Source organism: Corynebacterium sp. LK31 (assembly GCF_014335015.1).
GTDB classification, from domain to species: Bacteria; Actinomycetota; Actinomycetes; order Mycobacteriales; family Mycobacteriaceae; genus Corynebacterium; species Corynebacterium jeikeium_D.
Map to the genome: position 1 here is coordinate 1 of NZ_PDGW01000012.1, position 15,009 is coordinate 15,009.

Here is a 15,009-nt window from a genome sequence, read left to right on the forward strand (position 1 = left end):
GATGGATATGAACTAGCGTTTTGCCTGTGGAGTAGAACGATTCATTAGGACCGACAGTCCCCACACCGTGACGAAAGCCGGGAGCTTTCGCTCATCGCTACCACCTTTGCTTCGGCTTCTACGCTCCCTTTAAAACAACTAAGGCTCCAAGCTGACCAGGAGCAGATGATTCTGAAATCATCGAACCCTTCGCCTGCCCGGAGCCTTAGCCCAGCTACCTAAAAAGAATCAAGCTGCATAAACACCAATTGATCTAGAGATCAACAATGCACCTACACGGAGACCAACCAGCGCTTACACGAACTTCACACCAGCGAAGTTCTTCTTACCGCGGCGCAGCACAATCCACTTGCCATGCAGCATGTCCTCGGCAGCCGGCTCCCACGCTTCGTCCTCGATGCGCTGGTTATTGGCGTAGGCGCCACCTTCCTTAATGGTGCGGCGTGCCTCGCCCTTCGACTTGGCAAGACCCGCAGCAACGAGAAGGTCAACAGCAGTACGTGGCTCGCCTTCGGCAATCTCCGCAACCTCGGTCTCGGAAACGGCGCCCGCCAGGGTGGCCTCGTCCAGCTCGGTCAGCTCAGCGCGGCCAAACAGGGCCTGCGCTGCCAGCTCAACAGCCTTGGTGGCCTCTTCGCCGTGGACCAGGTTGGTCATCTCCTGCGCCAGACGACGCTGCGCCTCACGCTTGAACGGACGCTCCGCAACAGCAACCTCGTACTCCGCGATTTCCTCCTGAGACAGGAAGGTGAACCAACGCAGGTAGTCAATAACCACCGAGTCACCCGCGTTGAGGAAGTACTGGTACCAGGAGTACGGCGAGGTCTTTTCAGCGTCCAGCCACAGCTTGCCGCCACCGGTGGACTTACCGAACTTCTGACCCTGCGCATCGGTCACCAGCGGCACGGTCAGGCCGTGCACCTTGGCGCCGTCGATACGCCTGTTCAAATCGACACCAGAGACGATGTTGCCCCACTGATCACCGCCGCCAATCTGCAGCACGCAATCGTAGTTGCGGCGCAGCTGCACGTAGTCGTTGGACTGCAGCAGCATGTAGGAAAACTCGGTGTAGGAGATACCGTCAGACTCGAGGCGACGCTTCACAGTGTCGCGATCGAGCATGGTGTTGAGGGAGAAGTTCTTGCCGACATCGCGAAGGAAGTCAATGACGGACATGTTCATAGTCCAGTCCGCATTATTGACCATTGTCGCCGGGGCCTCGCCCTCAAAGTCAATGAAACGACGCAGCTGGCCCTTGATGGCCTCCAGGTTGTGCTCAATAGTGTCCTGGCTGAGCATCGAACGCTCACCGACATCACGCGGATCGCCAATGAAGCCCGTGGCGCCACCGGCCAGCGCAATTGGGTGGTGACCGGCCAGCTGGAAACGACGCAACATAATCATCGGAACCAGGTGGCCCGCGTGCAGCGAATCGCCCGTTGGGTCAAAACCGCAATACAGAGTAATGGGGTTTTCGCACGCCTCACGCAGCGCGTCAACATCGGTGGACTGATTAATCAGGCCACGCCACTGTAGTTCGTCGATAATGTTCTGTTCAGTCACGTCCCCTATCGTAACGTCTCGCTTGCCGACGTTCACCGCGAGGGTGACCTAGAACTCCTCAACGGCCTTCTTGTGGCGCCGATAGGCTGAGACGGAATCGTCCGGAAGCCACAGCCGCCAAGGCCGATTCGCCGCTCGCCGAACGCCCACACGCGGGCCCGCGTGGATGTCTTTATCCGGGTTGATGCTCTCTGGCTGCGCCACGAACACGCGTGACGACGGATCCAGCGCATCTGCCCCATAGTCATTTAAGTCAAGGCCAAGCGCCTGACCAACATTGCCCGGACCACGTCCGAGACCCGCAACCGCAGGTTTTTCACCGCGGCGACGGCGCACCGCATCCAGGCCCTGCTCAATGCGTACGGAGCGGACTAATACTCCCCCGCCCGTGCCGTCCGTAGCGCTGGTGATGTTGGCGCAAAAGTGGATGCCATAGGAGCGGTAGATATACCAATGCCCCGCCGGGCCAAACATGGCGCGATTGCGTGCGGTTGGCCCCATGAAGCAGTGCGCGGCCGGGTCAGGATAGCGCTGGTCAACTGGGCCACCATAGGCCTCGACCTCCGTGATGGTGGCGATAACATGCTCGGCGGGGATGACAATTACGCAGCCGAGCAGCGTCTTCGCAGCCTCAATCGGAGCTCCCGACAGCACAGTGCGGTCGAGGACGCTGTAGCCGTCGGGAAGCGGGAAAGGCAATTACTTGTCCCAGGCGATAGCTTCGTCGGAAAGCATGACCGGAATGCCTTCGTCGATGCGGTAGGCGATCTTTAGGCGAGGATTGACCAGCACCTGCTCGTCTTCGAGGTATTCAAGCGGCCCCTTGTCACGCGGGCAAGCGAGGATTTCAAGGAGTTTCGGATCAAGGCTCATAGTCCACTACCTTACCGAACTGAATTGCCAGGGTGTCACGCTGACCTTCCAAAGCAATCAGGTTGTCCTGACCGATTGCATCCTGGATCTTCTGAACCGCGGAATGCAACAGGTCGATGGACTCCCGCGCCGGATTCTCGGCCTTGTGACGCAGACGCTCCGGGACCGCGAGGTAGGAGTTGACTGTCTGCGGCAAGTACTCCTGGATAATGCCGCCGATGACCACCTTCTGCTCGGGATAATCTTTGAGGTACTTCCACTCGCTCAGGACGGATTCCAGCGTCGCACCCAGGTCATTTGCGGCGTTGCCAAGAGCTTCGCCAGGCTGGGCATCGAAAAGCCTGCCCAATGTCCGGTGAAGATTCCTACGCAGCTCAGATGGATTGAGCGGGCGACGCTGTGGGACCTCAGGCTTCGGCGCCGAGCTAACGGACTTCTGAGCCCCTTTGCTCTGCCTCGGCAACAAAGCAACCGACGCGCCCCAGGCGGCAATCGCAACAACCGGCCACAGGAAACCAAGCCCCACGGTCAGGTGCAGCAGCACGACGGCGATGGCAAGGATGAGCCCGACAATGTTGGCGGGACTGTTGAGAAAGCCACCGCCAGAAGAAGTGCCGGAGGATTTACTGGTAGCCACGAATCTCCTTGAACACATCAGCAAGCTCGGTCTCACGGGATTCAAAGACCTTACCACCAGTCAGGTTCGCAAGTTCCTGCATTTCTCCCGGATCCGCCTCTCCATAGCGGATGACGAATACCGGCGGCAGATTCCCGCCCTTGGACTGGTAGAAATCACGGAATTCCGCAAAGCTCTTGCCCGACGTCACCTGACCATCGGTCAACACCACGATAGACGGGATGGAGTTCTTATCCGAGCTGCCGAGAAGGTCGAAGGCCTGAATCAGTGCGTCGTAAAGCGCCGTCTCGCCCTCTGCGTACAGACCATCGACGGCGGCGGTGAGCTGCGCGCGCGATTCCGGGCCGTCAATTGTCGTGGTCGTGGGCTCGCCGACGCTCGTACTGAACGGCAGGATCGTCGCGATCTCACGGTTTCGCAATCCCACGCTTCCCGTTTCGGTGCGTGCACTGCCGTCGACGATTGCGCGCATTGTCGCCTGTAGATCAGCGATGCGCTCCCCGAACATTGAACCGGAAGTGTCGAGAACAAAGACCGACTCTCCGGGCACGCGCAGGTCATTGTCGTACGCCTCGATGAGACGATCCGTGACTGCGCGATCACCCGGGAACGGCAGCTCGATAATGACGCTGTTGGTCATGCTTTCCGGCAGGTTGGCGTCATCGGAGACCGGGCGAAGGAAGTGGTCGGCGAGAACCTGCGAGTTCGCTTCCAGCCACTGCCCGAGTGCCTCCGTCTGCCGCGCGGCAAGGTCGTTAGCCGGCTGAGCTAGTGGCGTCAGCGGGTAATCCGCACTGATGACACCGTCGCTCGGAACAACAACTTCCAGGTCAGCGCCCTCTTTATTCATCTGCTGCAACACAGCTTCATAGTTGATGAGCGCGTCGACGGAGTCCGGCTCATCCAGGAACTTGTCGCGCAGCCACCCCGACGAACCCGAGGTCATCTTCTGCCCCTCGAAGAACTTCTGCAGTTCAGGCGTGGTGCGGTTGATATCCCCCGTAGTCAGCGCCGATCCGGTGTCGGCGAACGCGGTCGCAACCGACACCACACCGGAAAAGCCCGAGTTCGATTCCGCGGGGTTGGTCATGCCGTAGGCCAATTTGCCTGACGACGCAGCCTCCGCGATCTCAGCCCACGTCGGCTGCTTGGTATCCCAACCGAGCTCCCGAGCCTTCGCCGAATGGATACCGAACGCTACGGGTGAGGTGGCGACTTTCTTGGCTTCGCCCAGCTTGTCAGCCCCACCGAGCAGATCAACGTACCGGTTGGTAGCAAACCAAGTGGCGTCAAATTGGTTGTCGAATTCGCCTGAGACAAGCGCGTGGCTGTTCTTCACGGTGCCGTCGAGAAGCTCAAGGTTAATAGTAAAACCGAGGTCGTCGGAGGCCTTTTGCATCAGTGGCTGGAGCTCTGCAAGCTCCGTGGCCCCGGCGATGCGCATAGTCGAGCCCTTGAGGTCAGAATCGACGTCGACTTTGTTGGTCTTCTCCCCGTCGGAGCCCAGCGGCAGGTTCAGGCCACCGTCGGAGCAGGCCGCGACAGCGAAGATGCCGAGCACACCGACGAGGCCAAGAAGCATTTTGCGGAGGGCAGTTGGTGCCTTATCCATGTTCATTCGGCTTTACCCCTCTTCTGTTTCCGGCCTCGGTGGGCTCTGGTATCCACGGGACACACCCTCAATAAGCTGCTCGAGGATGTCGAAACTCGGCGGATCAATGGAGTCCACAAAATCGGTGGAGACCTCCTGGCCCGTCTTCAACTGCGTCTGGAATTCCTCCATCGCCTCAGGCTGGCTGGAGCGGTAACCGTGCTTGGCCGCCAGCTTCTGAAGCTCAGGGTCTTCGGCGAGGAGCCGTGCGACCGCAGCTCCATTGTCGTTAAAACCCAGCGCCACGTGAGTACTCAGAATCGTCGGCGATGGATACGCCAGGCGCATTTCCGACTTCAACCGGCTGTTCGGGGCACTGTTCTCCCCCAGGAACTGCGACTCGTAAACCATCACCATTGGCTTCGAACCGACACCCTGCGAGAGGTAGTCCGAAAATGGACCAGCCGACGAGGATTCCGTGTACCCCTGGCCGGTGAACAGAGGGGTGAGCTCCGGCAAGACCGCATTGACCTGCCCATTGTCAGACACAATCCGGCCTTCATTGGTAATCCAAGACATGAGCGACAAGTACATTGCGGCCGAGTTCGACGAACGAATGTCCGTTGTGGACATCTGCACCGTGCGCGGCGACGGATAATCGCTCTCCGCGAAGTCACGCCAGCGGACATTGTCGTGCTGCATCGTGGCCAGCGCTGCCATATCTACCTGCCACGTAGTGCCCTGTTGGCGAGCAACATTTTCCCGCGCCAATGCCTGCAAGATGTTGTCGAAAGTAGCGATCGCCATCGGTGTGTAGAAGACGTCGTACCGCTCAGCGCCACTCATTTTCTCGGCAATTTTCTCCGCTGCCGGTGCCGACGACGGGAATGCCAAGTCGAAGGAATCCAGATCCACATCCGTGGCCATCCGACGCGAACCCGCCGTCTTTACTTCCACCACATAGCCGTGAGAGGCAAGAGCCTTCTGGACCTCTTTGTCTTCGAAGAAGGGCTTTTTCTCAGAGCCAACAATCGCCTTGACGACGGTCTTTTCACCACCGAAGAAATCACGGTTTCCTCCGGAGCTGCCACCAGAAAAACCTGGAATACTACCGCCGCGACCGACATAGACTGCAACAGCCGCGATGACAATCAAAATGACTGCAAGAATTGCCCCCGGGCCCATGCACCCTTTCTTGCTACCACTCTGATTTTTATTTTTATCTCGTGAGCTGCGATTTCCACCGCTCGACCGCGTACTTTCCGCCATGAAATTATGGTAAGAGACCCGGCCAAACCTGGCAACAGATATAGAAATAATCAGTAATCTGCGTCACTTCGGGGGGGGGCACCCTGGCATTACAAGGTTACTGGTGGCGTCGGATCGATCCGAGTTACTGACTGCGTTTATGACTGGCGGCGGCGGGTCGAGCCGAGTTACTGACTACGTTTATGACAAAAATGGCCTGAAAAATGGCCTGAAAGTGTCATAAACTTACACAGTTTCACATTTGCAGCCCGTATTCGCACGTGGAGCCCGTAATTTTTCGGGTTGCTAGTTACCGGGTCATCAGTTGTCGGGTTGCTGGTTTTTCTACTCTCCCCCCCCCCGGGCTGTAAAAAATCGGCGTGCGGTCGATTGACCGCACACCGATTAATTAGCCGCTTTAGCTGAGCTAGCAGGTTTGCTAGCTCTAGCAGCTTTAGCCGCGAACCGGCTTTTCAGCCCACTGCTTCAGCTCGGTATTCTTCTCGTCAACGCGAGCGAGCTGCTCTGCAACACGGACACCCGCGGTGCCGCCGCGAGTATCGCGGGAAGCGACAGCGCCGTCAATAGTAAGCACTTCACGGACCTTCGGAGTCAGTGCCGGGTGGACACCGGCGAGGTCCTCGTCGGAAAGCTCGTCCAGACCGATACCGCCCTTGGACTCTGCGATGCGGACACACTGGCCGGATGCCTCGTGAGCGTCGCGGAACGGTACGCCCTCGCGGACCAGCCACTCAGCCAAGTCCGTGGCCAGGGTGTAGCCCGCCGGAGCGAGCTCGCGCAGACGGTCTTCGTGGAAGGTCAGCGTTGCCACCAGGCCGGTCAGGGCCGGCAGCAGCAAGGTTAGCTGCTCAACCGAGTCCACCAAAGGCTCCTTGTCCTCCTGGAGGTCACGGTTGTAGGCCAGCGGCTGCGCTTTCAGCGTGGCCATAAGACCAGCGAGGTTACCGATCAGGCGACCGGTCTTACCGCGGGTCAGCTCTGCCACGTCCGGGTTCTTCTTCTGCGGCATGATGGAGGATCCAGTCGACCAGGCATCAGCCAGAGTGACGTAGCCGTACTCCGGGGTGGCCCAGTAGATGATTTCCTCTGCCAGGCGAGACATGTCCACAGCAATCTGGGCGAAGACAAAAGCCGCCTCAGAGGCGAAGTCACGCGAAGAAGTGCCGTCAATGGAGTTGTCCGTGGCAGAGTCGAAGCCGAGCTCCTCCGCGATGGCCTCCGGATCCAGGTGCAGCGAAGATCCCGCGAGCGCACCGGAACCGTACGGGGACACAGCCAGTCGACGGTCGAGATCGCGGATGCGGTCCAGATCGCGCAGCAGCGGATGCGCGTGAGCCAGCAACTGGTGGGCCAGCAATACCGGCTGCGCTGCCTGGGAGTGGGTCTTGCCCGGCATGATGGCATCCGGATGTGCCTTGGACTGAGCCACCAGGGCGGCAACCAGGTCAGTGACATCCAGTGCAACGCCGCGCACGGCATCGCGCAGCCACATGCGGAACAGAGTTGCCACCTGGTCATTGCGGGAACGACCAGCGCGCAGGCGACCGCCGACCTCCGGGCCGACGCGATCAATCAGACCGCGCTCCATGGCACCGTGGACGTCCTCATCTGTCGGCTCTGGACCAAATTCGCCGGAGGCAACGTCGCGACCGAGCTGATCAAGGCCTTCGATCATGGTGTCAAAGTCGGCATCGCTGAGCAGCCCACGGGCATGCAGCACTCGGGCGTGGGCCTTGGACGCAAGAACGTCGTAAGGCGCGAGCACCCAGTCAAAATGGGTGGACTTGCTCAATGCGGCCATCGCCTCGGACGGGCCACCGGCAAAGCGGCCGCCCCACAGGGAGCCTTCGTTGGTACCGTGCTTTTCGACCATTGTCTTTTCCAATAGGCCTTTCGCTCTAGTCGCTCTGGAGAATCTTTACAGTTTGAAGTCGCGCTTTGCGGCCATCTTCGAGGACAGGCCGTGCAGCTCGACAAAACCGCGAGCCAGGGTCTGGTCGAAGGTGTCGCCCTCGTCGTAGGTAGCCAGGTTGAAGTCGTACAGCGAGGTGTTCGAACGACGACCGTTGACGTTGCAGTGACCTGCGTGCATGACCATGCGGATGTCACCGGAAACGCCCTTCTGGGACTCCTCGATGAAGGCATCCAGCGCGCGCTTCAGCGGCGAGAACCACAGGCCGTCGTAGACCAGGTTGGCCCACTCGCCCTCGACCTGACGCTTGTAACGGGCCAGCTCACGCTCAACGGTGACGTCCTCGAGCGCTGCGTGTGCGGTCATGATGGCAACTGCGCCCGGAGCCTCGTAAATCTCGCGGGACTTAATGCCGACCAGGCGGTCTTCAACCATGTCCAGACGACCGATGCCCTGAGCACCAGCGCGGCGGTTCATCTCTTCGATGGCCTCAAGCACGGAAACCTTCTTGCCGTCGATGGCAGTCGGCTTACCGTCCTCGAAGGAGATGATGACCTCGTCCGGGGAGCTGAAGTTCAGGGTCGGATCCTCGGTGTACGCGTAGACATCCTTGGTTGGTGCGTTCCACAGGTCCTCCAGGTAGCCGGTCTCAATGGCACGACCGAAGAGGTTCTGGTCAATGGAGAACGGAGAGGACTTGGACTGCTCAATTGGCAGACCCTTTTCCTCAGCGAAGGCAATAGCCTTGTCGCGGGTCCAAGCGAAGTCACGAGCCGGTGCAATAATCTTCAGATCCGGGGCGGTGTTGGCGAAACCGACCTCGAAACGGACCTGGTCATTGCCCTTACCGGTGCAACCGTGAGCAACGTGGGTGCCACCGAACTCCTCTGCAGCCTTCGCCATGTGCTTAACAATCAGCGGGCGCGACAGTGCAGAAACCAGCGGGTACTGCTTCATGTAAAGACCATTGGCCTTAATGGTCGGCAGGCAGTACTCCTCGGCGAACTCGTCCTTGGCGTCGACAACGACAGCTTCGACAGCGCCGGCGTCCAGAGCGCGCTGACGCACGGACTCCATGTCCTCGCCGCCCTGTCCGACATCGATAGAAACTGCGACGACCTCGCCGTCCGTCATTTCCTTGAGGTACGGAATAGCAACGGTGGTATCGAGGCCACCAGAGTAAGCAAGAATAACCCGGTTGGTCATAGGGTAAGCGCTCCTTTAATCGGTGCTTTAAAGCATTTCGTGAAATAGTTTACTGGTTCGTTCCGGCGGCTAGACGCTGGGCTAGGTCAGCGCCGGAAAGTGGTTCTCTAGCCAGGCACATTACGGTGTCATCTCCCGCAATTGTGCCAACGATTTCTTTGAGTCCCGCACGGTCAATCACACTGGCTAGATACTGTGCGGCTCCCGGTGGTGTACGCACAACCGCGATGGTGCCCGAATGATCAATGGAGACCAGCAGCTCGTCTAAAACGCGCCGCATCCTGGCCACTGCCCCGCTGGAGACAGCGAGTGCATCTTCGACGATGGAATAACGCGAACCGTTGGCTCCATCGCGAATCTTTCGGGCGCCCAGCTCATCGAGGTCTCTGGACAACGTCGCCTGCGCAATCTCAATGCCTTCGTCGGCAAGCAGCTCGACGAGCTGAACCTGACTGGACACGTGATGCTGCGCCAACAGGTCAGCGATGCGCGTCTGCCGAGCTGTGCGAGAACCTGGTTGTGCTGCGGTCATGACCTTACTGCCTCTCCACCAGCCAGGTCAGCAACGCCTTCTGAGCGTGCATGCGGTTTTCCGCCTCGTCAAAGACTACCGACTGCGGGCCATCGATGACCTCGGCAGTAACTTCGTTGCCGCGGTATGCCGGCAGGCAGTGCAGGAAGATGGCATCCTCATTTGCCTTCGCCATCAGCTCAGCGTTGATCTGGTACGGCAGAAACGGAGTGCGACGATCCAGGCCGTCGTTCTCCTGCCCCATGCTGACCCAGGTATCGGTGATGACAACGTCGGCACCGGCAATGGCCTCATCGACGTCTGCGGTCACGGCCACGGCCGCACCGGTCTGCTCCGCGACCTTCTTGGCGCGGTCGACGTAGACCTGCTCCGGCTGGAAGGTCTCCGGTGCACAGATGGTGACGTCCAGCCCTGCGGTGGCGAAGCCTACTAGGTAGGAGTTGGCCATGTTGTTGGCACCATCGCCGAAGTAGACAGCCTTCTTGCCACGCAGTCCCGCCTGGCCTCCTTCCGGGCACTTGTGCTCGATGATGGTCTGCAGGTCAGCGAGAATCTGGCACGGGTGGAACTCGTCGGAAAGCGCGTTGACAATCGGCACCGTCGCGGTCTCAGACATGGCCTCCAGCCCTGACTGTGCGTAGGTACGCCAGACGATTGCCGAGACAAAACGGCTGAGCACAGCAGCGGTGTCCTGGTAGGTCTCACCCTTGCCCATCTGCGAGTTTCCGGTTTCAACCACAATCGCGTTGCCGCCCAGAGCCGCAATGCCAGCGTCGAAGGAGAAACGGGTACGAGTCGACGTCTTGTCGAACAGCACCGCAACCGACTGTGGCCCCTCAAACGGCCGGCGGGAGTACGGCGCTGCCTTCAGCTCTGCAGCCAACTGCAGCACCTCAGCCTGCTCCTGTGGAGTCAGGTCATCATCGGCGAGAAAATGACGGAGCATCAGTTCCTAATTCCTTCCATTGTTGGCGACAGCCTCGGCGGCGTCGTTCAGGCAGGCATCAATCAACTCGACGGCGCGGTTGATTTCCTCATCACTGAGGTTCAGCGGCGGCACAATTCGCAGCACATTCGCCTGCGGCGCGTTCAGAATGACACCGCGCTCATAACCGGCGTTAACTGCTTCCTTCGCCAGGTTCTCGCACAGCACCAGCCCAAGCATGAAGCCGCGACCGCGCACGTGATCGACATGGTTTAACGACGCAAGCTTGCGAGCCAGGACTCTGCCCTTCTCGGTGACTCGATCGAGCAGCTTTTCTTCTTCCAGCGTCTCGATAACGGACAAACCAGCGGCGGCACAGACCGGGTTGCCACCGAAGGTGGTGCCGTGCGCACCTGGGGTGAACAGTTCTGCTGCGCGGCCGTTAGCGATGACAGCGCCCAACGGCAGTCCGCCGCCGAGCCCCTTAGCCAGGGTCATAACATCCGGCACGATGCCATCGTGCTGATGGGCAAACCACTGGCCGGTACGGCCAATGCCGGTCTGCACTTCGTCGACAATCATGAGGACGTCGAAGCGCTTGGTCAGTTCGCGGACGTCGGCGAGGTATCCCTCTGGCGGTGCGACCACGCCGGTCTCACCCTGAATTGGTTCCAGAATCACCGCTGCGACACCCAACGGATCGGATTCGATGGTCTTGGTAAGGAAGTCAATGTCACCGTAGGGCACGAACTCGACTCCACCCGGCATCGGTTCGAACGGGGTGCGCTTGTCCGGCTGACCGGTCATGGCAAGTGCTCCCATGGTGCGGCCGTGGAACCCGTGGTGGGTCGCGATAATACGGTTGCGCCCCGTCAAACGCGCCAGCTTGAATGCAGCCTCGTTGGCCTCGGTGCCGGAATTGCAGAACATAACCCGGGTGTCATCGGTGTCCCAGCCAGTGAGCTCAATGAGCTTCTCACCCAGTGCCAGTGGCGGCTCAGAGGCGAAAATGTTGGACACGTGCCCCAGCGTGGAAATCTGCTTGGACACGGCTTCCACGATCGCCGGATGCGCGTGACCCAACGCGTTGACTGCAATACCGGCGAGCAGGTCCAGGTATTCCTTGCCCTCGGAATCCGTGACAATAGCGCCCTTACCCTGCACAAGCTCAATGCGCGGCGTGCCGTAATTGTTCATCATCGTGTGTTGCCACTGCTGCTTGAAGTCGCTCATGTCGTCTTTCGACCTGCCTAACGTGTGTGTAGGTAAATTCTTGTCCGTCTTTTTCTGCCTTATCCGGGCTCTACCATTGTGCCGATACCGCCGGAAGTCATCAGCTCCAGCAGCACCGAGTGTGGCTGGCGGCCATCGATAACGTGGGCCGCAGGCACTCCCTGATCCACTGCGTTCAGGCAGGACTCCATCTTCGGAATCATGCCCGAGTCCAGCGTCGGAAGGATTTCTCGCAGGTGCGAAGTGGAAATCTTGGACACCAGCGAATCGCGGTTCGGCCAATCCGTGTAGAGACCCTCGACATTAGTCAGAATCACCAGACGGTTCGCGTTAATTGCCGATGCCAGTGCACCTGCTGCCGTGTCGGCGTTGATGTTGTAGACCTCTTTGCCGTCAGCGGACGGCGCAATCGTGGAGACCACCGGAATACGGCCGGCATCAATCAGGTCCAATAGCGTTTCCGAGTGCACCTCGGTGATATTGCCAACCAGCCCGATATCTGTCTCCTTGCCACCGACGTTTACCGTGCGTCGAGTACCGGTGAACAGGCCACCGTCCTCACCAGAGGTACCTACCGCATACGGCCCGTAGGCGTTGATGAGGTTCACTAGTTCGCGGCCGACCTGCCCGAAGAGAACCATGCGGACAATTTCCATGACCTCCGGAGTCGTGACGCGGAAACCGCCTCGGAACTCTCCCTCCAGCCCCAGGCGCTTGAGCATCGACGAAATCTGAGGACCGCCACCGTGGACAACCACCGGCTTCACACCCACGGTGCGCAGGAAAACCATGTCCTGCGCGAAGGCCTTCTTCAGTTTCAGGTCGGTCATCGCGTTACCGCCGTACTTGACCACCACAATCTTGTCACGGTGGTGCTGCAGCCACGGCAGGGCTTCCGCCAGCACATGTGCCCGCTGTTCGAAGGACAGCCCTTCGGTCAACTGGTGAACCATTGCAGAGTCTCCTCAAAACCTTTAGGACGAATATGCCGAGTTGATGTGAACGTAATCGTGGGAAAGGTCCGTCGTACGAATCGTGGCCTCTTCCGGATTACCAGTACCGAGGTCAACCTCAACGGCGATGTCCTTGCCGGACAGATCCACTTCACGAGCATCAGGCGTGCCACCAGTATCGCGACAGACTACGTGACCGTTGAAGGAAACCGTGATGTGCTCCGGATCCATATCCACCGGCGCGGTGCCGACAGCCGCCAACACACGACCCCAGTTCGGGTCCGAACCGAACATCGCACACTTGAAGAGGTTGTCGCGGCCGATAATGCGAGCAGCTACCAGGGCATCTTCAGCGCCACCGGTGCCACGCACGGTCACCGACACACGTTTGGTCACGCCTTCGGCGTCCGACTGCATCTGGCGTGCGATGGAATCACACACGCTGAGCACTGCCTGATCGAGCTCCTCCTGCGAGGGCTTCACGCCAGAGGCACCGTTGGCCAAAATGATGACGGTGTCATTGGTGGATGTGGAGCCATCAATATCTAGGCGGTTAAACGTAACCTCGCTCGCCTTGGCAATAGCCTCGTGCGCCATTTCTGCGCTTACCGACGCATCCGTCGTAATCACACCGAGCATCGTGGCCATCGACGGGCTAATCATGCCAACACCCTTGCCCATAGCACCGACAGTGAATCCGTCACCATGCGCAACGGCCTGCTTTGCCACCAAGTCAGTGGTCAAGATGGCCTCTGCTGCAGCCGTACCTGCGGCGACATCGCCGCCCAGTTTCTCAATCAGCTTCGGCACACCTGCCAGCACAATGTCCATCGGCAACCGGTCACCAATCAAGCCAGTGGAACAGGCGCCAATCTCGGTAACGTCGACGCCGAGCCCATCTGCGACCTTTTGGCAAACTTCGAGGGCGTCGGCAATACCCGGCTGACCATTGCAGGCGTTGGCATTGCCGGAGTTCAGCACCACTGCCGACAGCTTGCCGTCAGCGATGTGCTTCTTGGATACCGTCACCGGCGCAGCCTGGACACGGTTGGTGGTAAAGACAGCCGCCGCGGTCTTCTCCGGCCCCTGGTTTACGATGAGCGCCATGTCCGGGTTTCCGCTGACCTTGATGCCGGCAATGACACCGCTGGCCGCGAACCCCTGAGGTGCACATACGCCGCCTTCGTCACCAGCGACGTTGACAAGACCTTCTTTTTCTTCCTTCATCATGGGGCAACTCCTACCAGGGGAAGTCCTGCAGTTTCATTCTGTCCAGTAACCAAATTCATGCACTGAACTGCGGCACCACCGGTGCCCTTTGTCAGATTGTCAATCGCCGAGGTCAGCACCAGGCGCTTGGCGCGTTCATCTACCTCGACCTGAATCTGAACCAAGTTAGAGCCAATTACCGACTGTGTCTGCGGCAGCAGCCCTTCGGCCAACACCTGCACAAACGGCTCATCCTTGTAGAACTCGAGGTAGGCTTCCCGTGCGGCTGCCTCCGTAACCCCGTCGACAAGCGGGGCGGTAATAGTGGTGAGAATGCCGCGCGACGTCGGGGCGAGTACGGGCGTGAAGCTGACGGTGAGATCCTCTGCGTACGGTTTGAGGTTCTGCAGGAACTCTGCGGTGTGGCGGTGCCTGCCCGCAGTGTTGTAGGCGCGGAGATTGCCCATAACCTCGGACCCGAGCAGGGGCACAGCCGCCTTCTTGCCCGCACCGGAGGTACCGGTGATGGAAACAACGGACAGGTCCGGCTTAACCAGGTTCTTTGCAACTGCCGGCAGCGCCGTAATTGTACCCCCAGTGGGGAAACAACCCGGCACAGCAATGCGCTTCGAAGCAGCCACTACTTCCCTGTTGCCCGGCAGCTCTGGAATACCGTAAGTCCAGGTACCGGCGTACTCCGAGCCGTAGTAGTGCTCCCACTCAGCGGCATCCTGCAGGCGGAAATCCGCGCCGCAGTCAATAATCACCGTGTCATCCCCCAACTGCTCTGCAATCGCAGCCGAATGACCGTGGGGCAGACCGAGGAACACCACGTCATGTCCAGCGAGTGTGTCACCATTAGTCGGCTCAATACGACGGTCAGCCAAAGGTGCCACATGAGGCATAATGTCGCCCACACGAGCACCCGCGTTGGATGCTCCCGTCAGTGCGCCGATGGTTAGTTCGCCGGAAAGGTACGCCGGGTGCGACAACAGGATGCGGAGGATCTCTCCTCCTGCGTAACCGGTCGCACCGGCAATGGCAACGGAAATACTCATGTCAAACATTCAACACTTTTATTCACTGCGTTGCAAGATATTCATAGA

At 59.4% G+C, this 15,009-nt stretch carries 14 protein-coding genes; all 14 read right to left on the bottom strand.

What is annotated here, in order from left to right:
* Positions 1-294: 294 nt before the first annotated feature.
* Positions 295-1,599 (bottom strand): tyrosine--tRNA ligase, encoded by a 1,305-nt coding sequence (gene tyrS / locus CRD18_RS04990; protein WP_187406559.1) that lies wholly within the window; start codon positions 1,597-1,599, stop codon positions 295-297.
* Between the two features lie 12 nt (positions 1,600-1,611).
* Positions 1,612-2,262: a DNA-3-methyladenine glycosylase gene (locus CRD18_RS04995; RefSeq protein WP_049189982.1), complete on the bottom strand. Its 651-nt coding sequence runs from the start codon at positions 2,260-2,262 to the stop codon at positions 1,612-1,614.
* Positions 2,263-2,436: a Trm112 family protein gene (locus CRD18_RS05000; RefSeq protein WP_016422889.1), complete on the bottom strand. Its 174-nt coding sequence runs from the start codon at positions 2,434-2,436 to the stop codon at positions 2,263-2,265. It abuts the gene before it with no gap.
* On the bottom strand, positions 2,426-3,073 hold the full coding sequence (locus CRD18_RS05005; RefSeq protein WP_049189983.1) for a hypothetical protein: 648 nt from the start codon (positions 3,071-3,073) through the stop codon (positions 2,426-2,428). The genes CRD18_RS05000 and CRD18_RS05005 overlap by 11 nt, the downstream gene beginning before the upstream one ends.
* Positions 3,060-4,691: a VWA domain-containing protein gene (locus CRD18_RS05010; protein WP_187406560.1), complete on the bottom strand. Its 1,632-nt coding sequence runs from the start codon at positions 4,689-4,691 to the stop codon at positions 3,060-3,062. Before CRD18_RS05010 ends, CRD18_RS05005 begins: the two co-directional genes overlap by 14 nt.
* A gap of 6 nt (positions 4,692-4,697) precedes the next feature.
* Positions 4,698-5,849: a hypothetical protein gene (locus CRD18_RS05015; RefSeq protein WP_069359382.1), complete on the bottom strand. Its 1,152-nt coding sequence runs from the start codon at positions 5,847-5,849 to the stop codon at positions 4,698-4,700.
* Between the two features lie 517 nt (positions 5,850-6,366).
* Entirely contained in the window at positions 6,367-7,806 is a 1,440-nt protein-coding gene (gene argH / locus CRD18_RS05020) for an argininosuccinate lyase (RefSeq protein ID WP_016422893.1), read from the bottom strand.
* Between the two features lie 45 nt (positions 7,807-7,851).
* A complete protein-coding gene (locus CRD18_RS05025; RefSeq protein ID WP_070652652.1) occupies positions 7,852-9,051 on the bottom strand; it encodes an argininosuccinate synthase in 1,200 nt (399 codons plus the stop codon).
* A gap of 49 nt (positions 9,052-9,100) precedes the next feature.
* Positions 9,101-9,583: an arginine repressor gene (locus CRD18_RS05030; protein ID WP_005511719.1), complete on the bottom strand. Its 483-nt coding sequence runs from the start codon at positions 9,581-9,583 to the stop codon at positions 9,101-9,103.
* A gap of 4 nt (positions 9,584-9,587) precedes the next feature.
* The gene (gene argF, locus CRD18_RS05035; protein WP_187406561.1) at positions 9,588-10,529 is read right to left on the bottom strand and encodes an ornithine carbamoyltransferase; all 942 of its coding nucleotides are present in this window, start codon (positions 10,527-10,529) and stop codon (positions 9,588-9,590) included.
* Between the two features lie 6 nt (positions 10,530-10,535).
* The gene (locus CRD18_RS05040; protein WP_187406562.1) at positions 10,536-11,741 is read right to left on the bottom strand and encodes an acetylornithine transaminase; all 1,206 of its coding nucleotides are present in this window, start codon (positions 11,739-11,741) and stop codon (positions 10,536-10,538) included.
* 59 nt (positions 11,742-11,800) lie between these two features.
* Positions 11,801-12,694 carry an acetylglutamate kinase gene (gene argB, locus CRD18_RS05045; protein ID WP_005511727.1) on the bottom strand — a complete coding sequence of 298 codons (894 nt, stop codon included), beginning with the start codon at positions 12,692-12,694 and terminating at the stop codon, positions 11,801-11,803.
* A gap of 21 nt (positions 12,695-12,715) precedes the next feature.
* Entirely contained in the window at positions 12,716-13,924 is a 1,209-nt protein-coding gene (gene argJ, locus CRD18_RS05050; protein ID WP_070560048.1) for a bifunctional glutamate N-acetyltransferase/amino-acid acetyltransferase ArgJ, read from the bottom strand.
* A complete protein-coding gene (gene argC, locus CRD18_RS05055) occupies positions 13,921-14,961 on the bottom strand; it encodes an N-acetyl-gamma-glutamyl-phosphate reductase (RefSeq protein WP_187406563.1) in 1,041 nt (346 codons plus the stop codon). Before argC ends, argJ begins: the two co-directional genes overlap by 4 nt.
* Positions 14,962-15,009: the final 48 nt, after the last annotated feature.

Coding starts and splice junctions, on each gene's coding strand:
- argH (WP_016422893.1), bottom strand. CDS start 7,806: ATGGTCGAAAAGCACGGTACCAACGAAGGCTCCCTGTGGGGCGGCCGC.
- argF (WP_187406561.1), bottom strand. CDS start 10,529: ATGCTCCGTCATTTTCTCGCCGATGATGACCTGACTCCACAGGAGCAG.
- CRD18_RS05030 (WP_005511719.1), bottom strand. CDS start 9,583: ATGACCGCAGCACAACCAGGTTCTCGCACAGCTCGGCAGACGCGCATC.
- argC (WP_187406563.1), bottom strand. CDS start 14,961: ATGAGTATTTCCGTTGCCATTGCCGGTGCGACCGGTTACGCAGGAGGA.
- CRD18_RS05040 (WP_187406562.1), bottom strand. CDS start 11,741: ATGAGCGACTTCAAGCAGCAGTGGCAACACACGATGATGAACAATTAC.
- CRD18_RS05000 (WP_016422889.1), bottom strand. CDS start 2,436: ATGAGCCTTGATCCGAAACTCCTTGAAATCCTCGCTTGCCCGCGTGAC.
- argJ (WP_070560048.1), bottom strand. CDS start 13,924: ATGATGAAGGAAGAAAAAGAAGGTCTTGTCAACGTCGCTGGTGACGAA.
- CRD18_RS05015 (WP_069359382.1), bottom strand. CDS start 5,849: ATGGGCCCGGGGGCAATTCTTGCAGTCATTTTGATTGTCATCGCGGCT.
- CRD18_RS05010 (WP_187406560.1), bottom strand. CDS start 4,691: ATGAACATGGATAAGGCACCAACTGCCCTCCGCAAAATGCTTCTTGGC.
- argB (WP_005511727.1), bottom strand. CDS start 12,694: ATGGTTCACCAGTTGACCGAAGGGCTGTCCTTCGAACAGCGGGCACAT.
- CRD18_RS05025 (WP_070652652.1), bottom strand. CDS start 9,051: ATGACCAACCGGGTTATTCTTGCTTACTCTGGTGGCCTCGATACCACC.